20 protein-coding genes are annotated in these 24890 nt (G+C 46.5%); 8 read left to right on the top strand and 12 right to left on the bottom strand.

From position 1 onward, the window contains the following. Nucleotides 1-80: 80 nt before the first annotated feature. The 8 genes from QUA50_RS25635 to rfaE2 all read right to left on the bottom strand — a co-directional run bounded on the left by QUA50_RS25635 (nucleotide 81) and on the right by rfaE2 (nucleotide 7957). The gene (locus QUA50_RS25635) at nucleotides 81-233 is read right to left on the bottom strand and encodes a hypothetical protein (RefSeq protein WP_333298931.1); all 153 of its coding nucleotides are present in this window, start codon (nucleotides 231-233) and stop codon (nucleotides 81-83) included. Nucleotides 234-310: 77 nt separating this feature from the next. After that, a complete protein-coding gene (locus tag QUA50_RS25630; RefSeq protein WP_333267979.1) occupies nucleotides 311-1783 on the bottom strand; it encodes an MBOAT family protein in 1473 nt (490 codons plus the stop codon). A 717-nt stretch (nucleotides 1784-2500) separates the two neighbouring features. Continuing rightward, nucleotides 2501-4087, bottom strand: a complete 1587-nt coding sequence (locus QUA50_RS25625; RefSeq protein WP_333267981.1) for an ATP-binding protein — start codon at nucleotides 4085-4087, stop codon at nucleotides 2501-2503. Then, on the bottom strand, nucleotides 4084-5103 hold the full coding sequence (locus tag QUA50_RS25620) for an ATP-binding SpoIIE family protein phosphatase (protein ID WP_333267983.1): 1020 nt from the start codon (nucleotides 5101-5103) through the stop codon (nucleotides 4084-4086). The genes QUA50_RS25625 and QUA50_RS25620 overlap by 4 nt, the downstream gene beginning before the upstream one ends. Nucleotides 5104-5354: 251 nt before the next feature. Continuing rightward, nucleotides 5355-5753: an anti-sigma regulatory factor gene (locus QUA50_RS25615; protein WP_333267985.1), complete on the bottom strand. Its 399-nt coding sequence runs from the start codon at nucleotides 5751-5753 to the stop codon at nucleotides 5355-5357. Nucleotides 5754-5991: 238 nt separating this feature from the next. Beyond that, nucleotides 5992-6396, bottom strand: coding sequence for an STAS domain-containing protein (locus tag QUA50_RS25610; protein ID WP_333267987.1), 405 nt, complete (start codon nucleotides 6394-6396; stop codon nucleotides 5992-5994). A 55-nt stretch (nucleotides 6397-6451) separates the two neighbouring features. Next, complete coding sequence (locus QUA50_RS25605) at nucleotides 6452-7321, bottom strand: STAS domain-containing protein (protein WP_333267989.1); 870 nt, start codon at nucleotides 7319-7321, stop codon at nucleotides 6452-6454. A 141-nt stretch (nucleotides 7322-7462) separates the two neighbouring features. Beyond that, on the bottom strand, nucleotides 7463-7957 hold the full coding sequence (gene rfaE2, locus QUA50_RS25600) for a D-glycero-beta-D-manno-heptose 1-phosphate adenylyltransferase (protein ID WP_333268012.1): 495 nt from the start codon (nucleotides 7955-7957) through the stop codon (nucleotides 7463-7465). A 791-nt stretch (nucleotides 7958-8748) separates the two neighbouring features. On the opposite strand from rfaE2, the gene hpsJ-B reads away from it, so the two are divergent. Further along, complete coding sequence (hpsJ-B, locus tag QUA50_RS25595; RefSeq protein WP_333267991.1) at nucleotides 8749-9579, top strand: hormogonium polysaccharide biosynthesis protein HpsJ; 831 nt, start codon at nucleotides 8749-8751, stop codon at nucleotides 9577-9579. Nucleotides 9580-9665: 86 nt separating this feature from the next. Continuing rightward, nucleotides 9666-10583: a glycosyltransferase family 2 protein gene (locus QUA50_RS25590; RefSeq protein ID WP_333267993.1), complete on the top strand. Its 918-nt coding sequence runs from the start codon at nucleotides 9666-9668 to the stop codon at nucleotides 10581-10583. Nucleotides 10584-10970: 387 nt separating this feature from the next. Here QUA50_RS25590 and glgB read toward each other — a convergent pair whose 3' ends face one another. Further along, complete coding sequence (gene glgB, locus QUA50_RS25585) at nucleotides 10971-13265, bottom strand: 1,4-alpha-glucan branching enzyme (RefSeq protein ID WP_333267995.1); 2295 nt, start codon at nucleotides 13263-13265, stop codon at nucleotides 10971-10973. Nucleotides 13266-13689: 424 nt separating this feature from the next. Here glgB and QUA50_RS25580 point away from each other — a divergent pair, with 424 nt between their 5' ends. Continuing rightward, entirely contained in the window at nucleotides 13690-13953 is a 264-nt protein-coding gene (locus QUA50_RS25580) for a hypothetical protein (RefSeq protein ID WP_333267997.1), read from the top strand. 784 nt (nucleotides 13954-14737) lie between these two features. On the opposite strand, the gene QUA50_RS25575 is transcribed toward QUA50_RS25580, so the two are convergent. Further along, entirely contained in the window at nucleotides 14738-14938 is a 201-nt protein-coding gene (locus QUA50_RS25575; protein WP_333267999.1) for a serine protease, read from the bottom strand. A 337-nt stretch (nucleotides 14939-15275) separates the two neighbouring features. On the opposite strand from QUA50_RS25575, the gene QUA50_RS25570 reads away from it, so the two are divergent. The 3 genes from QUA50_RS25570 (at nucleotide 15276) to QUA50_RS25560 (ending at nucleotide 19406) form a co-directional block, all read left to right on the top strand. Continuing rightward, on the top strand, nucleotides 15276-15854 hold the full coding sequence (locus QUA50_RS25570; RefSeq protein WP_333268000.1) for a hypothetical protein: 579 nt from the start codon (nucleotides 15276-15278) through the stop codon (nucleotides 15852-15854). 247 nt (nucleotides 15855-16101) lie between these two features. Continuing rightward, a complete protein-coding gene (locus QUA50_RS25565; protein ID WP_333268002.1) occupies nucleotides 16102-17295 on the top strand; it encodes a transposase in 1194 nt (397 codons plus the stop codon). A 206-nt stretch (nucleotides 17296-17501) separates the two neighbouring features. After that, a complete protein-coding gene (locus tag QUA50_RS25560) occupies nucleotides 17502-19406 on the top strand; it encodes a penicillin-binding protein 2 (protein ID WP_333268004.1) in 1905 nt (634 codons plus the stop codon). A gap of 554 nt (nucleotides 19407-19960) precedes the next feature. Here QUA50_RS25560 and QUA50_RS25555 read toward each other — a convergent pair. After that, nucleotides 19961-20599 (bottom strand): transcriptional regulator, encoded by a 639-nt coding sequence (locus tag QUA50_RS25555; protein WP_333299507.1) that lies wholly within the window; start codon nucleotides 20597-20599, stop codon nucleotides 19961-19963. 998 nt (nucleotides 20600-21597) lie between these two features. Beyond that, a complete protein-coding gene (locus tag QUA50_RS25550; protein WP_333268007.1) occupies nucleotides 21598-22827 on the bottom strand; it encodes a CapA family protein in 1230 nt (409 codons plus the stop codon). Nucleotides 22828-22996: 169 nt separating this feature from the next. Between QUA50_RS25550 and QUA50_RS25545 the strand changes: the two genes are divergently transcribed. Together QUA50_RS25545 and QUA50_RS25540 are read left to right on the top strand one after the other, a co-directional pair. Further along, entirely contained in the window at nucleotides 22997-23974 is a 978-nt protein-coding gene (locus QUA50_RS25545) for a hypothetical protein (RefSeq protein WP_333268009.1), read from the top strand. Nucleotides 23975-24056: 82 nt separating this feature from the next. Continuing rightward, a complete protein-coding gene (locus tag QUA50_RS25540) occupies nucleotides 24057-24617 on the top strand; it encodes a Uma2 family endonuclease (protein ID WP_333268010.1) in 561 nt (186 codons plus the stop codon). Nucleotides 24618-24890: the final 273 nt, after the last annotated feature.

Here is a 24890-nt window from a genome sequence, read left to right as displayed (position 1 = left end):
CCCGTCAATCTGCAAGTTCTATTTAAAAGGTCGCAGATCCGCACCCTACATATTAAAATCACACAACATAAATATAGTGGCTACTGTACTTCATCAACCACCGAATATGCTGTAGGTAGCGGGTAATCACTTCGACTGACATCTTGCACCCTTGTCAAGAACAGGCAAGATGCCTGTTCCACAAAGAGTAGATTTTCTTGTGGAACAGGCCCAAAAGCGTCAAGAACAGGCAAGATGCCTGTTCCACAAAGAGTAGATTTTCTTGTGGAACAGGCATCTTGCCTGTTCAGAAGGCGAATTAAACAATACTCTAAAAATCAAAATAAATATAAGGCAAACCGCCTTCGGGAGCCAACACCCAAACCGCATACAAACAAAGCGGCACTAACACCAATTTCATCGGCCAATTTAACTCCAATTTCAAACCCCGATTCAACGCATAATTCCCCAGCATCGCCACAGCCAAAGCAGCCAAAATCCAAGCTAAACTCACTCTATCTAAACCCAAAGCTTCTACATAAACTTTCTCAGCAAACTGCACGTCAGCAGTGTGTCCCCACAAATGCGAAATCGCCCATCCAGAATCCTTTAAATCGGGAAGGCGGAAAAATATCCAACTACCAAAAACCATCGCCTGAGTCAACAGCCAACCGATCGCAATCCCGATCGGATTTTCCCACAAAAACTCGATCCGCCACCGCTTAAACAGCACGTCAGTCAGCCTGTGAACCGCCAAAGCTAAACCGTGTAAACCCCCCCACACAATAAATCCCCAAGCCGCCCCGTGCCAAATTCCCGCAATTAACATGACGATCGACAAATTCAGACAAGTGCGCCACAAACCGACTCGCGAACCCCCCAAAGGAAAATACAAATAATTTCGCAGCCAATCGCCTAAAGTCATGTGCCAGCGCCGCCAAAAATCAGCTATGCTGGCAGTAAAATAAGGAAAATCAAAATTTGGTGGCAAATACCAACCCAGCAGCAAAGCAGTACCGCGCGCCATGTCCACATAGCCGCTAAAATCGAGATAAAGTTGCAGCCCGTAAGCAAAAATAGCCAGCCACAAATCCTCGCTACCCGCCCGCTGCAAGTTGGTAAAACTTAAATCGACATAAATTCCCAAGTTATCTGCGAAAAGACCTTTTTTTACTGCACCAAAGGCGATCGTCCAAAGTCCCTCAGAAATGCGATCGGGCGTCGGAAATTCCTGATTTTTCAGTTGATAAATCAAGTTGTGATACCGAGTAATCGGGCCGGAAATCAGTTTCGCAAAAAACAACTTGTAAGCAGCAAAGTGCAGCAGCGAAGTAGCAGCAGGTGCGCCTCGGTACACGTCAATCAAATAAGCAATGCACTCAAAGCAAAAGAAACTCAATCCCAGGGGTGCGATGACGTGACTTTTCACCCAGTCAGCACCGTCGATAGCAAAAGGCAAATTGAACAAAGTGCCGATCGAACTCAATAGAAAAGGCACATACTTAAAGCCCAGAAGCAGCAACACATTCAGGCAGATGCCTATCCACAGCAGCAACAAACGGCGGCGGTTCCAAGATTCATTAGCAATCCGCCAATCCAGAGGTTCCCCAATCGCCATCGCCAAGGAGTAATTAAACAAAGCACCGACTAACAGCAGAGGAATGTACCAAATTTGCAGCGAAGCGTAAAAAATCAAACTACCCGCCAACATGATGAACAGCCGCCACCACTGCAGCGGAACCAACCAGTAAGCCGCAAACAAAACTAATAGAAACAGGGCATATTGAAGGGAGATGAAAGTCATACTATTTTAGATTTTAGATTTTAGATTTTAGAATTGGGAAGGGCTTATGTTGTATGGGTTGGGATTACGGGCCTGCTGTTGCATTGTTTTTATTAATCGAGACTTTGCTAAGAACGATATGTATCATGGATTTTAGCCGATCGCCTACACGAAAACAGGCCCTCGGTAAGTCCCTACTGTATAGTCGGGCACTGAGAACTGCTACATTTTACAGCACAAAGGTTAAATTATGTTGCAAATTAAATAATTTTTGCTTGCTATAAATTAGCTCTCTTACGAATAATATAAAATTCGGTGAAAAAAATATAATTATCTCTCTTTTGTCACTTCGGGCGAGAGTATAGCGGTATGGTGCGTCGCTCATTGATAGTCGTAAATAATCAGAATTCAGGCGGCGACGCACCCTACTTTAATTAGCATAGGAGTAGGATAATAATCTCTACCGAAAGTGACTCAAGAGGGTTATGTTTGCAGTATCGGACTTCATTCCTCAAAAGCTACAATTCCCGAGCTCGTTTCCCTTGGCATCGGAATAATATTTTTCATCGTGCAGCCTTAGCATCCCGCACAGAAAAAAAGTGATGTAACCCAAAATGTTTTGAATTCATCACGATAGCAGGTATTTGACAAGTAGTCCGATCGCATTTCAACCCTTTCAAAACCTCAAATTAGGTCAGATACGGTATCATCATGTCGATAAGAATTGCTGGCGGTTGCTCAAAGAGCCACCGATCGCAAATTTGCAGCACGGTGGGTGTTTATATCGCAGTACAATAAATTTCTGCCAGCAAGTTTTTCAGCAAATACCGAAAAACTATCTTCATCCTCCTCAATCAAAACTTTGGCTGCTGAATCCGCCGCTGGCGATCGCCCGGAACCCTCGCCCGTGCTACGATAATTTGCGCTTGCCAGTGGTATTTCATCTCCCTTAGCAGCGGACATTTCCAAAGGATTTTCTTCCTCTCCAGGATACAGAATTGGCAGTGTGACAAAAAAAGTCGAACCCACTCCGGGCGAACTTGTGATTTCAATACTTCCCCCTAGAAATTCCGCCAGTTTTTTGCACAGAGACAATCCCAATCCCGTGCCTTTGACGCGCTTCTGCAAGGGATTTTCGATTTGGACAAATTCTTCAAAAATCCGCCTTTGGTCGGCTGGGGAAATGCCAATGCCCGTATCTGCTACTGAAAAAGTAACTGTTCCCTCCTCTCCTATTTCCGCAGCGACTCGAACTTCGCCTGCTTCGGTAAATTTGAGGGCATTAGAAATCAGATTTCGCAAAATCTGAGCAACTTTTCCCTCGTCGGTGGTGAGGATTGGAAGTTCGAGAGGATCTTCAAAAATTATAGAAACGGCAGAGTTTGGGGGAAGCAGGGGGCGCATCATTCCTCGCAGGGCGCTGAACAAATCTTCGACTTCAAAATCAGCCAAACGAACAGTTAGTTTTCCGGCTTCCACTTTGGCTAAATCTAACGAGTCGTTAACAAGTTCTGCGAGAGACTCAGCGGCTTTGTAAATGTAATTTACTTGCTTGTCCTGTTCTGCTGAAAGTTCTCCGTCGAGACGATTTAACAATATTTCGGAAAGGCTCATAATTGCCGTTAGCGGAGTGCGAAACTCGTGGCTCATATTGGAAAGAAAGCTGGTTTTGAGTTCGCCCTCTCGCCGGAGAGATTCGGCTTTGTCGTTCAATTCGGCGTAAAGTGCCAGGACTCCGCGATTGGTATCTTCTAGTTGTTGATTTAATTGTACGAGTTCTTCTTGACGCTGGCGGAGTTCGTCTAAAGTACGCAGTAATTCTTGATTTTGCTGCTGAATTTCGGCATAGGGATCTTCGGGAATTTGGCGGGCTAGTTTGTCAACTAATTGATTTAGTTCGATCGCACTCAGCGCCGGCATCTGTTTGGAAAACTGCTTAATTAATTGTACGGCAGTTCCGCGATCGGGCCCAGAGTCGATTTGCACTTCGTCCATCAACCGTTTCGCTGCTGCTAAACCGAGTCCCGCGCCAGTTTGCGATCGAAAATTGGGGCCCAACACAGCCGGTAAATCAGCAATTCCCGGCCCGGTGTCGGAAATCCGAGTCCGAAAAATTTGGGGCGATTCCCCTTCCACAATGAATTCTACTTTGCCGCCGCCTGCATATTTGAAAGCATTTCGGGCAATTTCGGAAACTGCTGTGGCGATGCGGGTTTGTACTTGGGAATCGAATCCCAGCCCTCTAGCAATTTGGCGAGCTCTTTGGCGTACTTGTACGATGTCTTGTTCAAAACGGACTTCCGTCGTCAGGATTGGGTAACTCACGCTGGTTCTCTTACCTTGGCTACTATAACTGTCATGTCATCGCGAGTGCGTTTGAAGTCCCGGTAGAGCACGGCTGCGATTAAAGCAGGATGTCTGGAGGCTAAACCCGGATAGCGGTTTAAATTCCACTGCGCCGCCAAACCGTCGGAGTGCATGATGAGTAGGGACTGCTGCGACCAAGGATAAACAAATTCTGCTACTTTTCGCATCATATGTCCAACTGTGCCGTTGTAGGAAACCATGCTTCGGGTTTGGTTATCTGTGACAACTACACCGCTGATGTTGCCAATTCCGGCAAAACAAACTGTTTGTTGGGTACGATCGATTTGGGCGATCGCCGCAGCCGCTCCTCTGGTATTTTTTAAAGCAGCGTGCGCCTTCTCTAAAATTGCTTTCGGCCCGAGTTTAGCGTTTTCCTGAAATACGCGCACTGCTTCCCGCGACGCTTCCTCAGCCAAATCCCCGTAGCCGAGCCCGTCTGCAACTAAAATCAGGTTTTTCTCACAGTGATTTTCTGCAGCCCACGAATCGCCGCAAATTTGCTCTCCTGCTTTCGGTAAGTGGATTACCCCAAATTCCAAGTAATTGCTGTTTTGGGATGCTTCCCTGCTATTTTGGGTCGGTTCCAGCCGCGCTAATAAGGCTGTCCCAACTTTTGGTACAGAATGAATATCAAAAAAAGTAGAGAGGCGTTGAATTGCCCCCAGTCCAGTTCCAGGGCTTCCCGCTGTAGAAAAACCGTCCCGCAGACACAGCGCGACATTTGCCATGCCCTGGCCCCGATCGAGCGCTACTATTTCAATGCTATATCCTGCCGCTGTTTTGAATGTTCGCAGCAAAAGTTCTCCTTCGCGGGCGTGCTTGACCAGGTTTTTTGCGGCTTCGGTGGTAACAATTGCCACTTTACCGCGATCGGTCTCGTCAAATCCAACTTCCGTCGCGAGGGCGACTGCGATTCGGCGCGCTTCTCCCACTTGACTTTCTTCTGTTACGGGCAGGGCTACGGCATCTATCATTATTTTGTAGTTCTCATCTTAAGCTGGCGCGCATTTAAACAGTCATCAGTCATTAGCGGTTTCAGAAACCGGGTTTCTTCCTAGATTTATCGTAACCAAACCCCAAACTCGTAGAAACCCGGTTTCTCGCCCCTCATCAGTCATTAGCGGTTTCAGAAACCGGGTTTCTTCCTAGATTTATCGCAACCAAACCCAAAACTCGTAGAAACCCGGTTTCTCCCCCAATCTCCCCCAATCTCCCCCAATCTTCCTCACCGCCAGCGGACGATCGCAATTTTAGTCCCCTTACCCACTTTGGAAACAATCTCAAATTCGTGCATCAACCGCTTGGAACCACTGAGCCCCAAACCCAAACCGCGATCGGAAGTATAACCGTCAGTCATTGCCAATTCGATGTCTGGAATTCCCGGGCCCTTGTCTTCAAATATCAGCCTCAGCCCTTTGCGGGTGCCTAATTGGAGCGTTTCGAGAGTTACAGTGCCCCCTTTGCCGTAGTCTACAGTATTGCGGGCCAGTTCGCTGGCTGCGGTAACGATTTTCGTTTGGTCTACTAAACCAAATCCCATTGCTACAGCCCAAGTTCGCACTTGCTGTCGGACGTGGACTATATCGGATGACGATCGGATTTCTAGTGTCTCACGTTTTGACATGGCGGCTACTGTACCAAGATAGAACTTCTCCCCAAAATATAGGACTTACGATCGTCAACTTAGTTTCTCCTAATAGTCCTGGACGCACTTACTACGATTTTCTCTCAAAACAGAACATAGTGCAGGAATCTCAAACCCTTGATTTAACCCCCTTGAGTGCGTAAGCCCTTTCCTAAGAAATCTTCAGTTGGTCAACAAGGTATCTACAAACAAACTAGGTTTCTTAACTGCCTGTGCCTCAGTTATGGGACAATTTATCAACTGATCGCGCATTCTCGTTAGGAGAAAAACCCAAGGATTTTCGCAACAAAATCATGCCCTTTTCAACGCTTAAAGCTGTGCGAACTCCTGTCAGGGAAAGCCCCAACTCAACGAGCGTGATCGCAACCGCTGGCTGCATCCCGACCACAACCGTCTCCGCATCTAAAATTCGCGACATACTAGCGATATTGTTGATAATGCGACCGATAAAAGAATCCACAATTTCGAGGGAAGAAATTTCTATTAACACACCTTTTACTCCTGTTTTGACGATGCGGTTCGTCAGGTCATCTTGCAGCGTCATTGCCAAGCGATCGTGCATATCTACTTGAATTGTTACTAGCAAAAATTCTCCCATTTGAAGAATCGGTATTCGTTCCACAAATTCACCTATTTGTTAAGTTGTACTGGATTTTTTATGTCAGAATGCAATATGTTTATCTGTCCTCGTTAAGATTTTTTATAGTTAAACCTTGGCGCTGCAGTGCAACTTTAAAAGCATCTGCTAAAGTAGCTTTTGTGAGAATATCCTGCAAGTCAACTCCCAAGTGAACTATGGTTTGAGCTATTTGCGGGCGAATGCCGCTGATGATGCACTCAGTACCCATTAAACGGGCAGCGGCTACAGTTTTTAATAAATGTTGAGCAACTAAAGTGTCAACAGTCGGCACGCCTGTAATGTCTAAAATCGCAAATTCTGAGCCGGTTTCCATGATTTCCTGCAACAGAGTTTCCATGACTATTTGAGTGCGGGCACTGTCGAGAGTCCCGATCATTGGTAAAGCGAGAATGCCTTGCCAAAGTTTGACTACGGGTGTTGACAATTCGAGCATTTCTTGCTGCTGGCGTTCGATGACTTCTTCGCGAGCTTTGAGAAAAATTTCTGTCACCCACAGGCCGAGCTGATCTAATAAATTGGTGGAAAGCCAAAGTTGTTCGACAAGTGCGTCGCGGTTTTGTGTGAGTTCGTGACAAAGCCGATCGAACAATGGCTTTTTGAAGCATAAAATGAAACTCGCTATCTCTGAGGGAGTAAAGCCTCTCTGAACGCGAGATCGCGAAACTTCTGCTAGCAACACCCGCATATTTTCCCATTCGGGTGTCTGGATGTCGCTAAAATTACCGTGCCCGACTGCAATGTGGAGCAATTGCAGGAACTCTTGACACTCCGAGCGCAATTCTTTGGCTCTCATCAAGTCGTCCCGCCGCAGCCCGGTATTTTGCAGTTCTTTGAGCCAATCTGCTAGTAACTCTGCTTTGTGTCTTTGTAGGATTTCCGCGATCGTGTTATTGCTTGTGAGTTCCATTAAAATTATCTCCTGCTTAGCAATTGGAATGAAATTGTACGAGCGATTCCCTACGGGATAGCTTCGCACGCGCGTACTTTAGCATTTTTTGATGGGGCAACTTCTGAGTTTAGCTCACTGTTTGCTGTTTGCGATCGAGGGTTAAGTACCTAATTGTAAAATGCGTTTGACGATCGCACTGGTAGAACTCGGAACTTCTATTTCGATCAAGCAAATCTTGCCACCTCCGGCGATAACCGCCGGTGCTTCCGGCAGAGTTTCGACTTGATAGTCGCCTCCTTTAACGTATATATCAGGCTTCAGGATATTTATCAGTTTAGTTGCTGTAATCTCGGAAAAAATTACTACGGCGTCTACTGGTTTAAGGGCTGCTAACACTTCGGCTCGCTGATTTTCCGGTACGATCGGGCGGGGTGGCAATCCCGGCTGCTGCGGTTTGATAGCTTGCACGCTGGCGTCGCTATTCAAGCCCACCACCAGCGATCGCCCCAAATTTTTTGCCGCCTGCAAATAGCGGACGTGACCGCAGTGCAGGATATCGAAGCACCCGTTAGTAAACACGATCGGACGCCACTTGTCCGGATCGGACGCGATCGATCTTTCAAGTTCTCTCAACATATAAATATCAGAAATCATTGCAGCCATTACCACCCAATTTGCACAGCGCTCAAAATTATCCTACCAAAAAATGTCATTGCTTGCAGTTTCCTTATTAAAATATTCATCACTCAATTTATAAATAATTAATATTTAAACAATAAAACAAGAGTGCAATAGTGTAATTTTTAATTCAAAATTATCAGTAAAAGTTAACAATAATAAAGCAAATTTAAAAACATAATACCCTGAAAAAAAATAGCTAGCGTCTATCGGTAACTGCCATAGCCTGCTGTTGGTAATTGGAGGTCAAAAAGGTTGGTAAACAATTATTTATTCCCGCCCTCTCTTATATCAATTACTATAAGACAAGGGATGAGAGTTCCACCGCCTCCGGCAGACGATCGGGGAGTGAGAGCCCTAGGGGGTGAGACCCAACGAAACCCGCTCCTCCTGTGTCTATTATTTCTGACACCGCCGCGCGAGCGAAAGCTAGTTAAAAGCACCGAACCCAAGCGTGCAGAGTTCATCTTTACGCTGGATTCGTCAGACTATAGAAGAAGCCAGCAGTTGCTTGCTGCCGTTTCTGGGCGCAATCTTGACCAAGCTTTACAGCCAACCCAGAAGCGCACAGCCTCCTGTGTCCAACTGTATATAGCTGTGCAGAAACTCGACCTTTTGGGTCGCAACCGCAGCCTGTGAAAACCCAGAGGAAAGTCGAGTTCGGTATCCGAAGCAGCTATTTTGGTGGAAAATAGCTAAACTCGTTCAACAAAATCCACTCAACTACCCCCTTGAATCTAACGGTGTAGAATTATCTAACACGAATTATGAAAGCAAGTAATAGCCGTCAATTTTCTTCAGTAGCTGCTCGAACTCTCAAAGTAGTCGGGATAATCTTAATTCTGTCTGCTTTGCTTGACTGCATTGTTCTGTCGCTGCCGGGAGAAACTTCAGACCTTCTCAATCGAGGCTGGCAGTTGACTGCTGCAACTCAGATAGTTGACAAGGGCATTATTCCTTTGATCGGTATCGCCCTCCTGATGACTGGCTTTTGGGTGGACACCAGCAGTGGAGTCTCTATTGAGCGACGCAACGTTTGGCTGGACTTGCGATTCTGGGCGCTGTTGATTTCCAGCTTGTTCGGTCTAGTTTACCTATCTCTGGTTCCCGTTCACCTCAACAATACTCGTTTGGAACTCAAGGATGCTCTGGCTCAAGTCGAGACAGAAGCGGGACAAGCGGAAGGTCAACTAGAGGCACAACTTAAAAGCCCTGAATTTAAAGCTCAGGTAGAACAGCTCAAAAGCCAGCGTCGCAGCCAGATAGGGGCGCTGCTGGAAGACAACGCGAAGCTGCAAGAAGCACTCAAGAGTCCAGAGGTTCCCAAGGAATTGAAAGCTGTGCTGGAGGAGTCGAAAAATGACCCGAAAGCCCTCGACAAGTTCTTGGAACAGCAAGCTCAATCACTTCCCACTCAAGCTCGCAACGAGATTCGCACCCGCAAGCAACAAAAAGAGAAAGAGTTAAGAACTCGATCGAGAAATTCGAGTTTGCAGACGGGAATCACCAGTTTGCTGTTAGCGATCGGCTACATTACTGTTGGTTGGACGGGATTGAGAAGTATGGGAATTCTGCGGTTCGGCCGCCGCAAAAATTGACCGGCGCTGGCAGGGAGTGCGCTGGTCGAGACATCCCTGAGAAATAGTTTGTTTACCCAATAGTTTGCCCTTACTCAAAGCTGGGAATGTTCTCAATTTATATTCTGACTTACAACGAAGAGATTGATATCGCCGCTTGCATTGAATCGGCACTGCTTTGTGACGATATCATTGTAGTTGATTCTTTCAGCACCGATCGCACCCTTGAGATTGTTCAGAACTATGCCGTGCAAACAGTGCAGCACCGCTTTGAAACTCACGGACGCCAGCGGACTTGGATGCTCCAAGAAGTCCCGTGCAAGTACGAATGGGTTTACATCCTCGAAGCTGACGAGCGGATGACGCCTGCACTGTTTGCTGAATGCTTAAAGGCGATCGAAAGTCAAGAATATATCGGCTATTACGTAGCGGAAAAAGTAATATTTATGGAGCGCTGGATTCGCCGCAGCACTCAATATCCCCGCTATCAAATGCGTCTTTTTCGCAAAGACCGAGTGTGGTTTACTGACTACGGTCACACTGAACGGGAAGTCTGCAACGGCCCTACTCACTTTTTGAAGGAAACTTACCCCCACTATACTTGCAGCAAAGGTCTTTCCCGCTGGATTGAAAAGCACAACCGCTACTCGACTGACGAGGCTGCTGAAACTCTCCGCCAATTAGAAGCGGGTCAAGTAAATTGGTGGGGTTTATTGTTTGGCGCGTCGGAGGTGGAAAGGCGCCGCGCTTTGAAAGATTTTTCTTTGCGCTTGCCTTTGCGGCCTGTGGTGCGCTTTTTCTATATGTATATTTTACTCGGCGGATTTCTTGACGGCCAAGCGGGATTGGCTTGGTGCACGCTGCAAGCTTTTTATGAATATCTAATTTTGCTGAAAGTTTGGGAAATGAAGCATCTACCACTGCCAACTTTAGAGGTAGCGGCAGAACAATCTATTTCCGAAGTAGTAACAGTTGAGCCGTCAAAAGTTTCTTATAATCTTGGCGCTTCCGATACTCGCAATTAAAAATTGGTAAGAGGTACGTTCGCCTAGCGGTAGTATTTGGAACTTATACCCTCGCGGTTCCCCCGCCGATCGGACTCGAGGGGTAGCCTAAGTATTTAGAAGAGTTATTACATCCTTTCCGTGTGCATCGAAATTATTCATCTCTCTCTTCTCGAACTCTGCGATCTGGAGCGCCCTCTGCGGTTAAATCATTCCGATGCAACCGGAATTAATATTAAACTCCTTCAATCCGAAGAAAGCGAATCCGTTGCATAACTTCCTTCTTTCGCCACAATAACAAAACAGAAAAAACCCGGTTTTTCCAATAAACCGGGTTTCTAAATACCCTCAAAGTTTTAGGTTTAATAAAGCTTTGATTCTTAACTCAAAACTTTCACGACTCACAACTTAAAACTCTTGAGATTTTGCTGTTGTTTTTGCCCGATCGAGCTTTAAGATCAACACCCCCAAAGGTGGCAAACACAAGTCGATCGAATAAGCACTGTTGTGGAACCACCACTCCTCAGTCCACTTGCCCCCCAAATTCCCCATATTGCTACCGCCGTATTCCCGCGCGTCGCTGTTAAACAACTCCGTATAGAAACCAGGTTCCGGCACTCCTACCCGATAGTGAGAGTGCGGTTGGGGCGTAAAATTGCACACCGTCACCACAAACTCGTCGCCATCCTTCTCTCGGCGCACAAATGCCACGACACTGTGTCGATTGTCGCTGCAATCAATCCACTCAAACCCATCCTCAGCAAAATCTTGACTGTAAAGTGCAGTTTCGCTGCGGTACAAATTGTTCAAATCTTTAAAAAACAGCTTCAACTTTTGATGCGGCTCAAATTGCAGCAACTGCCACTGCAAATCCCCCCAAACGTTCCACTCGTGCCACTGGCCGAACTCCATCCCCATAAAAATCGTTTTCTTTCCGGGATGAGCAAACATAAAAGTAAACAAACACCGCACGTTTGCAAACTTTTGCCATTCGTCTCCTGGCATTTTCCCGATGATGTGGGCTTTGCCGTGCACTACCTCATCGTGGGACAAAGCCAGCATGAAATTCTCGCTGTGGTTGTACCACATACTGAAAGTTATGTTGTTCTGGTGGAACTGGCGGAACCACGGGTCCATGTGGTAATAGTCGAGCATATCGTGCATCCAACCCATGTTCCACTTCAGGTTAAAACCCAAACCGCCTACATAGGTCGGCCAAGATACCATCGGCCAAGAGGTAGATTCTTCGGCGATCGACAGCGCACCGGGGAAATAGCTAAAAATGACGTGATTCGCCTGACGCAGAAAATCTGCCGCCTCGATATTTTCTCGGCCCCCGTACTGGTTGGTCAGCCATTCTCCCGGTTCGCGACAGTAATCCAAATAAAGCATCGAGGCTACGGCATCTACGCGAACCCCGTCGATGTGGTACTTGTCAAACCAGAAAAGAGCGTTTGAGACTAGAAAATTCCGCACTTCGTTGCGGCCGTAGTTAAATACTAGGGTTCCCCACTCTTTGTGTTCGCCCTTGCGGGGGTCGGCGTGTTCGTACAAGTGAGTTCCGTCAAAGAAAGCCAAGCCGTGGCCGTCTTTGGGGAAATGTCCCGGTACCCAGTCCACCAGTACGCCAATGCCGTTGGCGTGGCACTGATCGACAAAATACATAAAATCTTCAGGTTTGCCGTAGCGCGAAGTTGGGGCGAAATAGCCAGTTACTTGATAGCCCCAAGAACCGTCAAAAGGATGTTCGGCTATGGGCAGCATTTCGATGTGGGTGAATCCCAAATCTTTGACGTAGGGTATCAGCCGATCGGCTAATTCCCGGTAAGTCAGAAAGCGCGCCCCGGGATTGAGTTCCGAAACCTGCACGGGGGGTTCTACTTCCCCATTTGGTAGCACGGCGGGTTCGTCAGTAGCGGCGTGCAGCCAAGAACCGAGGTGGCATTCGTAAACCGAAACCGGCTGCGTCAGTGGGTCCGTGTGCCGCCGCTTTTCGATCCAAGCGCTGTCGTGCCAAGTGTAGGTGTCTAAGTCGGTGACAATTGATGCTGTTTTCGGCCGCACTTCTTGCTGGAAACCGTAAGGATCGGACTTTTCGTAGGGATGTCCGTCTTGGTTTTTCACTTCGTATTTGTAGGAAGTTCCCACGGATAGTCCCGGAATAAATAATTCCCAGATGCCGTTTTGCGATTTCCGCATTTGATGTTTGCGGCCGTCCCAATAGTTGAAATCTCCTAAAACAGACACATTGCGAGCATTCGGAGCCCAAACGGCAAAATATACTCCTGTGATGCCGTCTACTTCGGTGAGGTGCGCCCCCAATTTTTCATAAATCCGGTGGTGATTGCCTTCTGAGAATAGGTGAATGTCAAATTCTGTGAGTTTGGGCGATCGAAAGGCGTAGGGATCGTAGATGAAGCGCTCGTGTTCCCCTTCTTTCACCCGCAATTGATAGTTTGCTAGTTCTGGGGTGTCGATCGTACATTCAAAAAAGTGAGGGTGATGCTCTGATTTCATCGGGTATTGGGCCCTGGCCTCCGGCAAAACTACGGATACCGCATCCGCATTCGGCAGATAAGCTCGGACGACCCAGACTTTTTTGCCATTTTCTTGCGTAGCGTGAGGGCCTAGCACTTCAAATGGATCGTGGTGCTGATTCCAAACAATGCGGTCAATCTGTTCAAAGGGGACGGTCGCGGGCATAAAACTACTTACCTCAATCTTTTAACTAAATGGCTTTCAAAACCGTTGGCGGCGCTGCACTTTACATTTCGATACATTTTTGAACGCCGATCCTACCACTGATTAGCACGATCTTGCCTGCTGCTGCTCCAGCGCGCGCCCTGGCACACACAGCAGGCTGTTGCCTTGCCGGCGGCCGAGCTGGGGTTTTACTGCTAACATCTAAGTATAGAAATATTAAAACAAATTGAAAAATTTATATTTTTTCCCAGATACCCTTGACTTATTATTTAATATGTGATAATTGAAATTTTCAAACTCTTGTCGATTTGTCGCTGCTGGAGGGTCAACCATGTAAGTGTTGGGGAGCAGTTAATAGTTTATTTGGAATTTTCCAGCAGGGAGCATCGCCCGATCGATAGACTTTCACATCTCGGAGGCTGGGTTGACCCACAAAGCCCGTGAATTTGGGCAATACGCTCAAACAGCGAAGGATGCTCAACTCGGTATTGAGGAATCAAAGCTAAAGGACTCAGCGTGGCGACAGCAGCAAGCAATATCTGCCATGCTCAAGGCATCGCCTACCAAACTAGCACCATCCTACCAACGACGGTGCAATAGGTTTAAAGCAGCACTCACGCGCAACTGGAGCGAGTTTTGCCGAGGCAGGGTTAATACCGAACTGGCGCGGCGCCAATTGAATCACTAAAATAGACCTCTTGCAAAAATAACTAGGACGGGATCTGGGGCCCATCCCACAAAAGTTATTTTTTCGGGTGGGACGGGCCCCAGATCCCGTCCAATAAATTTATGAAAAGGACTTTTGCAAGAGGTCTACTGGCTCAAAACAGACGGGTCGATGTGCTTGTCGGCGCCGGCGCGAAACTCGTCGTCAACAAATCGAGTAGCAATGCCGATGCTTTCATCCCGCCAGTTTTCGACGAGCATCCAAGTCTCTGCTTGCTTTCCTCTCCTCTGCAGGCAACTGCGGCGGGGAAGGCAAGCGAGACTCGATAGAGTGCAAAATTTGCGTCGAGTCTCGCTTGCCTCTGGTTGATATTCAGTTGAAGCTGCAGCACTGGCAATGTCCTCAAACATCCTGTCACAGGTTTGAGTTTCAAGACCTGCAGGCCGGGAGTCATTCGATTTTAGATTTTAGATTTTAGATTTTAGATTGACACCACGGATAAATCCGGGGGCTTGAGGCTGCAAGGATTTTGGATTGATTCCACGGATCGATCGCGTGGCGGGTACCATCAAGAAATTATTGGTCAAATTTTCTACTTGAAAGGGAATGCTCCTGTAACGCAGCGAATCAGCGGACTTTGCTGCGGTAAGGGGAGATACTGAACTTTAGTTTAGTAGTAAAAGCAGCCGAGAATCACTACCACCCAACTTGAGACCTAGACCGATGAGATGAAAAAATGCGAGGAGCGAACCATTTTTCACCCCGAGGCTAGGCTCGTTGGGCACCGACTCCAGCAGAGCCCTTGTTAGGGCTTTTTAGGAGTGGGGGCAGGGCTAGTAGTTGGAGTAGCCTTTGGAGATGGAGAAGAAGCAGCAGGAGGAGTAGTAGTAGTGCCAGGGCCGCCCGGAGAGGGGCTAGAGCTGGGGGTGGTGGTATCACCTCCGCAGGCGCCGAGGGCGGCTGCCAAGCCCACTACCAAAGTCAAACGAATTAATCCCTTGTTCATAAAAACTCCTTAACATTGAAAACCCATCGCAAGGAAGGGAATAGTGTACTTGAGAAACAATGCTGGCACGAATAGCTCAACGATTCGCTCGTTGATTACAATACTGCATTTATTAATAAATTTCACATAGATTATCGCTAACCAGCAAAGATTTCTTTTTTTTGGCAAATCCTGAAGTCAAAGAGACCAGTGGTAGGATGGGTTGGTTGGCTTGTGAGGTATCCTTGGTAGGGATAACAGATCGAACGCAGATAGCCACCACTGGCGATCTGGGAGACAAAAAACTCTTAACCTCAATCAAGCTGAAGCTACCCCACTTTACTTATTGGTGAACTCTATGACCGCTGCTATCAGATCCCCGGATTCTCCCCGCTCCCGATCGACCCGCAAGCCCGCTGCTGGCGCAGCCAAAAGCAAAGTTACTTCTATTGCCAAAGCTAGGCGGGCGAAGACAGGGCCGGTATTGCCCAACTACTCGCCTGCAGACGAACAGGCGATTGCTCGATCATCGTCCGCATCGGTGCTGAAAGTCTTGCCAGATCGCCAGCAGCAGCCAGTGTGGTTGCGATCGCTCCTGCAAGCACAGCGCGCTTCCTCAGCGGTAGCAGTTATGCTTTTGGGCGGCGCTCTGAGTCTCTACGGCTTGACAGTTTACGGCGAGCAGCGCTGGAGTCAGGATTATCAAAAACTGGAAACTCTGCGGCTCCAAGAACAGCAGTTGAGTGCTGCTAGCGAAGTTTTGAAACACCAACTTGCTAAGGAAGCCCAAAATCCAGACACCGGTTTGGCTCCGCAGAATCCTGGGGACGCGATTTTCTTGCAGCCGGCTCCTGAAACCCGATCGCCCCTTGCAGCACCAAATTCTGAGCCCGCTCTCAACAATCGAGCCGGTGTGGAAACACCGCTGGGCTATTAAACCTGTGTCAAAGCGAAGAGCGCCCGAGGGCATAAGTGTCCGAGGGCCTGAAAATTCGAGACTCTAATTTCCTTTTTGACTTTGAATGCAAGTCGCGATCGGTTTTCTGCTTCCCACCGAAAGTTACCAAGAAACTGGGTCTAAAGCCCCGTCCTTATAGGACGGCTTTAATTACAAGGAATATGAAGTCTTGTTAAATATATAGACTTGAAAGTAAAACTTTTCGCAAAAGTGATAAACTATTGCAATGATAGTTTTAGAGTTTAAGTTAAAAGGCAAAGCGGAGCAATATCGAATCATCGACGACATGATTCGGACGGCTGAATTTGTCCGAAACAAAACTCTTAGATATTGGGTAGACAATCAAGGAATTAAGCTAGTAGACCTGTACAAACAATGCGCCGTTATGGCGAAAGAGTTTGAATGGGCAGGCAAACTTAATTCGACGGCACGTCAGGCGATGGCCCAACGTGCGATTTTTGCTATAGGGCGTTTCTTTGCCAATTGCAAATCCAAGAAACCAGGGAAAAAAGGATACCCGCAGTTCAAGAAACATACTCGCTCCGTTGAGTACAAGCAATCCGGCTGGGCGCTTTCTAGTGACAAAAGATGCTTGACGCTTAAGGACGGTTTTGCTGCTGGAAAGTTCAAGTTAATCGGTAGTCGGGATTTGCATTTCTACGCACCCGATGAGATTAAGCGGATCAGGGTTGTTCGTCGTGCCGACGGATACTATGCCCAATTCTGTATAAACGTTGAAAGAAAAGAAGAGCTTATTCCCACTGGCAAGGCTATTGGAATAGATGTCGGATTAAACAACTTCTATACCGATAGCGACGGTGAAACAGTTGCAAATCCTCGGTATCTCCGCAAAAGTGAAAAAGCTTTGAAAAGATTGCAGAAACGAGTCTCTCGAAAAAAGAAAGGTTCTGGCAATCGAAAAAAAGCAATCAATAAGTTAGGAAGAAAACACATGAAAGTCAGTAGGCAGCGTAAAGACTTCGCCATAAAGACGGCGTTGTGTGCGGTGAAATCTAACGATTTCGTAGCCTACGAAGAACTTCAGGTGCGGAACATGGTCAAAAACCACAAGCTCGCTAAATCAATCAGCGATGCAGCGTGGTCACTTTTTGCTCAATGGTTGGAATATTTCGGAAAAGTGTACGGCAAAACAGTCATTGCTGTTCCGCCACAATACACATCTCAAAATTGTTCAAATTGTGGCAATTTAGTTAAAAAAAGCCGGTCAACTCGAACCCATATTTGTAGTTGCGGAACGATACTAGATCGCGACCACAACGCCGCGAAAAACATTCTGGCAAAAGGGTTGAAGCAGACAGGAATCAATTTAAATACGGTGGGGCACACCGAAATTAACGCTTGGGGACAGAACGATCTCTACTCGCTGGTGGCGACATCAACAAGCAAATCGACTGGATGATCCAAGAATCCCTGCGCCTTCAGGCCAGGGAGTGTCAAAGATTAAAAATAATTAAGACCGCTTCAAAAAACAGAGTGCAACTGTAGGTGCGATCCAAACCCTGATAGGGACTGCTCATTCCCAAGTCGTGAATTCTATATTTTAAGATTTAAGTTATAAATTCTAAATTCTAAAACGCTCTAACTTGCTATTGAATTTTTAATGCCATGAGCTACGATCCCCGTTTTGACCGCTACAGATCGCCGAATTTTAAACGCCCAAAACAGTCGGGCGATAGCACTGGGTGGGAAAAACCAGCCAAACCTAGATATTCGGGAAGTTTCGCCCGATCGCCACAACAGGCTGCTGCATCTTGGGGGCGACCGGTGGAGCGTTTAAAGCGCAGCAAGTTCCGTTTGTGGGCGGTGTGGGCGGTGTTGATGCTGGGGGGGCTGGGGCTGGCTGTGAATTTGTTTTATTTGCAGGTGACGCGAGCTCCGGCGCTACGCAAACAGGCTCTTCAGCAGCAAACTCTCAAAACGAAGCCGTTTGTACCGAGACGCCCGATAATTGACCGCGCGGGAAATGTTTTGGCGATCGACAGACAGGTATACACGCTCTACGCTCACCCGAAGTTGTTTAATCACTCGAAGGCGGAAATTGCGGCTAAATTGGCTCCGATGCTGGCGATCGAACTGACTCCGGGCACTACGTCGGAAACTGAACTGATACGCAGGTTTAATCTTGGTGAAAGCGGTATCACCATTGCGGACTCTCTGCCTCAAGAGGTTGCCGATCGCGTCGCTGGGATGCAAATTAAAGAGAGTCTGGTGGATGGCTTGGAGTTGCTGCGACAGCAGCAGCGTTTTTACCCGCAGCAGGAGTTGGCGGCGGATATCCTCGGTTATGTGGATGGGGAACGGAAGGGACAAGCCGGGGTGGAATACAGCCAGCAGAATTTGTTGGAACGATCGATGCCGTCGATTCAGTTTAGCAGGTCGAGCAATGGCAATTGGGTTCCCGATCGGCTGACGGCGGGATTTGTGCAGCTTGATGACTTGAAATTGCAATTGACGATCGACAGTCGCTTGCAGCGGGCTGCCCGAATTGCCCTCAAGGAAAAAATGAAGGAACACGATGCGAAGCGGGGTACGGTGATTGTGATGGATGCCAGTAACGGGGAATTGCTGTCAGTTGTGGCGGAACCTTCTTATGACCCGAATCAATATTTTAATTTCGATTTGTCGCGCTATAAAAATTGGGCTGTAACTGATGTTTATGAGCCTGGTTCGACTTTTAAAGCGATTAATGTGGCGATCGCTCTGGAAGCGGGTGCGGTGAAACCTAATACTGTGTTTAACGATGAAGGTCGGATTTACATGAATCCCTGGACTATCCAAAATTCCGATTACCAAAGAGCAGGAGCGCGTGGCCCTTCGACTGTTACTGAGATTTTGAAACATTCTAGCAATGTGGGGATGGTGCACATGATGAGAACCATGAAACCTTCTCTTTACTATCAAGCTTTAGAAAAACTCGGACTCGGACAAACGGCGGGAACTGATTTGCCTTTTGAAGTAAGCAGCCAGCTTAAAAATCGAGAGCAATTTATTAATTCTCCTGTGGAAGTTGCTACTACTGCTTTTGGTCAAGGTTTTTCGATTACTCCGATGCAGTTGGTGCAGCTTAACGGCGCTTTGGCTAATGGTGGCAAGTTGGTGACTCCTCACGTTGTGCGGGGACTTTTTGATAGGGAAGGTGAAGCTTATTGGAAGCTTCCGAGGCCGGTTCCGAAGCAGGTTTTTTCGCCGGAAACTACTAAGCAGGTGTTAGAAATGATGGAAACTGTGGTTGATGGTGGTACGGGGAAAGCTGCACAAATTCCTGGGTATCGGATTGCTGGAAAAACGGGCACGGCTCAAAAAGCTAATGCTGGTGGGGGTTATTCTGACAAGGCGATTATTACTAGCTTTGTGGGGATCATGCCTGTGGAGGCTCCTCGGTATGTGGTTTTGGCGGTGATTGATGAGCCCAAGGAGGGTTCTTCGGGGGGTACGGTGGCGGCGCCGATTGTGGAGTCGGTGATGGAGGCGCTGATTTCTATTGAGAAAATTGCGCCGAGTAAGAAGTAGTTGATTATACGGCATATTCGGTGGTTGATGAAGTACAGTAGCCGCTATATTTATGTTGTGTGATTTTAATATGTAGGGTGCGGATCTGCGACCTTTTAAATAGAACTTGCAGATTGACGGGTGTATCCGCACCTTACTTAGGAATGAAAATTAAATAACTTCCACTCTTGAAAGTGGGATGGGCTCTTATAGCCCGTCCACTCATGACGGGCCCGACGCCCATCCCACAATAACAATTAAAATTGTAAGTTATTTAATTCGCGATCCTTACTACAAGATTGTGTGTACTTCATGAACCTGGAATAGGCTGTATCTGAGATGTTGCACCATTCTCAATAAGCCTTTTATGAACAGGCTTTTCGGCCTGTGAAGCGAGAAAATTAACTCTTTGCGGAACAGGCCCAAAAGCCTGTTAACCGAGAATGGTGCTCTGGGCGTGAGTTAGATCGGAGATATTGCGTCAAGAATTGACATCGAAGATAAGCATCGACAACAAGGCTATTGACGACGCGGTAATGCCGTTTCCCTACCCCCCAAAATAATTCATCGCCCTGTTAGTAACAATATCTTTTGTCTTTAGCTGTGCGTTGTCTTTGAGAGATGCGCTTATGTCCTAAAATAGTAGATATGATGACACACCGTTCACTATTTTTTAAATGGGGATGGAATAGTGTTATTCTCCCTTTTGCTTGTAGGTTTGTTTGGCCGCACTCGTCGGTACTGTTATAAACAGCGCAACCTCGGAAGTTGAACATGGCTCGCCGAATTGTTTTGTTTCCTGTGGCTTTGTTGTTTTCATTGACGTTGAGCAATGTTGTTTCCGATTCTCCTTTGTCGTTTATGGCTGTATGTATTTGAATTTGCGGTTCTAGGCTTTTCCATTGACTGGCTGCTACTTGACCGGGGGGAATGTCGGCTGGATGGACTGCTACCTGTACATTTTCTCCGACTTGTTTGAAGCTGGCTTGCCATGAAATTTTGTCGCGTTTTGCGTTGCTGCGTGCAAGTTCCATTGCCCAATAAGCCCGATCGACTGATACCTTCAAACGGTGGTTGTTGATAAACATTAGCCAAGAGGGGGCGACGATCGCACAAAATATTCCTATGATTAAAATAATTATCAATAGCTCAATCATTGTAAAACCTGCAGCAGGTGTAGTGGCTCTGCCTTTGAGCGTTTTATTTATTGACACGTAGATGCACTCCCTGATATTTAGCTGGACAAAAAAACAGCTAGGAGGAGCTATTTTTTATTGGTTATATTTTAACTTTGGGTTTGGCGAGTGTGTAGATCGGTATTTACTGAAAATTTATGCGACTTTAAAAAAACTGCGCGTAAGGAAACGGCAGTCAGGAAACGGTAGTGCGCTTTCCCTACAGCAATTTTGTCGATCGCCCGATCGCACCAGAGCACGAAGGTATGTAGGGAGCATCTCACTTTTACAGCCAAGCTAGAAGTTGGAGTTTTGAGGCAGGAGGCAGGAGGCAGGAGGCAGGAGGCAGGAGGCAAAAGGAAAGGCTCTTCTGAGTTTAGGGCGTAAAATATAGCAATCAATACAGTTAGAGTGATGAATTTTCATTTAGACTATCCATTAGACTTGCCGGGAATCAAGGTGGAAAATTGTACTCAAATTGAGGGACAAGTTTACTTTCGACGCTCGTGTTTTAGCGTCAGGAATAGTTGGCTATCACGGCGAGAATTATACAAAATAACTCCATCATAATCTTGCGGAGTTCTGGGCGATCGCGCGATCGGATATAATCATTGCCCGGTTAAGTTCTCCATTTAAATTGTGTGTCAAAAATCACTCTATTTATTGTGGGATGGGCTTCTAGCCCGTCCCGAATATACAATTTAAATGCGCGACAGCTTAATTGTAGGGAAACGGCAGTGCGGTGTCCTAATTTCGGGTAATATCAAATCTGTTAGCATCGAAATTATTCATCTATCTATTCTCGACCTCTGGGTAAATGGGCGTCAATCCCTTGTCCGGGGCGGTTAATACATTCTCTTTTTTCACTGCAGATATCAGGGCTGTTTCATTCTCTTGTAGGGGCAGCAAAGAGTGGCAGCCCCCATGTCTCAAACGCCTGTGAAGTCGTCTCTAGGGGTAGGCATTCTTGGCACTACAAGAGTCAAAATCGGGATTTTCGCGAGAATGAAACCGCCCTGCCCTGCTTGAGGGAGGGATTACTTGTTATCTTGAGGTTTATTTAAAGAATTAAGATGATTGTTCATATCCTGCAAATATTTTGCTAAAACAGGATACTGTGAAGTTGCTAGCAGTGCATCTTTTTTCTGGCTGACTGTTGTTTCTAATGGCAAAACGCGATAGTTAGTTTTATTGTTCTGAGTATAGCGGTGTACCCAAGTAGGATGTGTTTTTACCTCGGTAATTTCTGTGGTTTTTTCTGGAAATTTTTTGCGAATATTTACTTGCAAAATCACGCCTAAGTCTGTATATTTTTTATTCTGACCGGAAATGAAGTTTCCCATTGAATAAATGGCTACAGCTTTGCGGGTTTTGCCATTTTTGCCGGGAAATTTAAAAATTTTGTAAGGTTGGACGACGTGGGGATGGCTGCCGAGAATGATGTCTGCACCGGCTTTTAATAGGTTTTCCACTAATTGTTTTTGTTGGGTGTTTGGCTGTCGCTGATATTCGTCGCCAAAATGCAGGGAAATTGCGATAATATCTGCTCCTTGTTTGCGGGCTTTGGCAATGTCTTTGACTATCTTTTTTTCGTCTATTAGGGAAACTAAGTAATCTTTGCCTTTGGGTATGGGAATGCCGTTTGTGCCGTAGGTGTAGGCTAGCTTGGCTAATGAAATGTTGTTTTTGGTGCTGATTAAAGTGCGATCGGCTGCGGCGGCTGATGTGGCTGTTCCTATGGCAGCAATTTTGCGATCGCTCAGATTGGCGATCGTCCTAATTACTCCTTTTTCTCCACGGTCTAAAGCATGATTGTTTGCGGTTGTCAAGATATTAAATCCGGCTTTTTTAGCAGCATCCGCTAATTGAGCCGGTGCATTAAATAGGGGATATCCCGTATATCCGCCCGCATCTTCCCCCGCTAAAGGTGTTTCGAGATTTCCGATGACCCAATCGCCTGTTGATAGGATACTTTTAACTGGTGTGAAGAAATTGTCAAAATTGTATGTTTTCTTTTTGGCGTCGTAGCCCGATCGCGTTTGGGTACTGTGCATCATGATGTCGCCGACAGCAATTAGTTTTGCTTCTTCGATCTCAGACTTGGGTTGGGCGGGAACAGGGGTTGCTATTGGCGATGGCGTCCCGCCCCGCAAGCTACGGCTTTCTGTAGGCTGTGTGTTGGTTTGCTGGTTGATTTTTTGGGGTTGGATATTGCAGCTAGCCATTAAAAATGCAGCTATTACCGAGAGCGTCGGGGGAAATTTCATAATTTATCTATAGTAATTTATCGTGTTTATGGTATCATTAATAATCGCAATTTAGGCAGGTTTTTTTTAAAACCACAGAGAGCACAGAGAGCACAGAGGAAAAGAAGAAAACAGAGATGTTCGCAAGTTTTGTTAGGATATCGATGGTTTGCTGGCTACTGGAGAAGGAATGTTTAAAAAATATTTGATTATTGGATTTATAATTTTTGCATCGGTTATCGGTTTAGGTACTTTGAGCTATGCTGAAAGTTGGGCAGATAAACCTTTTGAATTTGCTTTGATTGGCGATTTGCCCTACAGTGCCGAACAGGAAGCACAATTTCCGAATTTGATTGCAGATATCAATCGATCGCCCGCAGCGTTTGTAGTCCACGACGGCGACATAAAAAACGGTTCTAGTGTCTGCGATGATGCAACTTTTGTCAGCCGCAAGCAGTTATTTGACAATTTTGAGATGCCGTTTATTCTTGCCTATGGCGATAATGAATGGACGGATTGCCACCGTTCAAAAAACGGCAGTTACGATCCAGTAGAAAGACTCGCTAAACTGCGGGAAATATTTAGCAACGGTAATCAAAGTTTGGGAAAGCGCACGTTAACTCTCACCCGCCAAAGCGAAAACCCGCAGTTTGCTAAATTCCGCGAAAATGTTCGCTGGATGTATCATGGAGTTGTGTTTTTGGCGATTAATATGCCGGGAAGCAACAACAATTTTGGCCGCACTCCCGAAGCAGATGCAGAATATGCCGATCGCAATTGGGCTAACTTAGCCTGGATCGAAGAATGTTTTGCTTTAGCCAAACGCAGCAACAGCAAAGGAATTGTGCTAGTTGCACAGGCAAATCCGGGATTTGAACTCGATCCGACGGACAAAAGAAGAAGCGGCTACAACGATTTTATCGCAACTCTGGAAACACAAACAGCCAATTTCCCAGGGCAGGTTGTATTCGTCCACGGCGATACTCACTATTTTCGCATCGATAAACCTTTACCCTATTTTACCGATGAGACTCAATTACCGAGAATGAAAAATTTTACTAGAGTTGAAACTTTTGGTTCTCCAAACGTGCATTGGTTGCGGGCTTTTTATGACCCGAAAAATCCTAATTTATTTGAGTTTAAACAGCAGATTGTTCCGCAAAATTAGGCGAGCTAACACAAACTTTATGCAAACTAAATAGATGTTTTTTGGATTACACTGAAGATAGGTAGAATTGAGGAATTTATTTATGACGATCGCAACTGGGCGCCTCACCCTGGAAGAATTTCTGAAACTGCCAGAAACCAAACCGGCCAGCGAATACATTGAGGGCGAGATTATCCAAAAACCTATGCCGAAAACAAAGCACAGCCGATTGCAATCCAAAGCCTGCAACGAAATTAATCAGGTGACGGAAACTCCAAAGATAGCTTATGCTTTTCCAGAGTTGCGGTGTACCTTTGGCGGTCGATCGATTGTTCCAGATATTGCGGTACTATTGTGGGAACAAATTGAATTTGATGAGAGCGGTGAACCGTTGGATGATGTGCTAATTGCACCGTATTGGGCGATCGAAATTCTATCGCCACAGCAAAGCTCAAATCGCGTAACTAAAAAAATTATTCACTGTCTGCAATATAATTGTCAGTTGGGGTGGCTAGTCGATCCAGAAGATCGATCGATTCTAGCGTTTTTGCCCAACCAACAACCGCAATTCTGCGAAGGTAGCGATGTCATTCCTGTGCCAGAAATGATTCCCCTGAATATCACCGCCGAACAGGTGTTTAGCTGGTTGAGAATGCAAGAATGAATCAGGGCGATCGTCTTTTTTTTACATCACATCCGGTTTTAAATCTCCTTTTCTTTAAAGTCTCGCGTTGCGCGGAGGCAAGGCAAGTGTAGTTGCGGTTTCAACCGCCGAACGATCGTAGGGGCGGGTTTCACAGATAATAATTGTTAATAATCGACAATATAGTAAACCCGCCCCCACCCAACGGTAAATCCCCATATATAGCCTTTCTCACAAAGATGAGGTACAATAACAGCAGTGTGTAAACCAGTTAAAAATATTTGATGATGTAAC

This window comes from Microcoleus sp. M2_D5, from assembly GCF_036701935.1.
Classification (GTDB): Bacteria; Cyanobacteriota; Cyanobacteriia; order Cyanobacteriales; family Microcoleaceae; genus Microcoleus.
The sequence above is the reverse complement of the archived record's forward strand: the minus strand, read 5'-3'. Positions and strand labels throughout refer to the sequence as shown.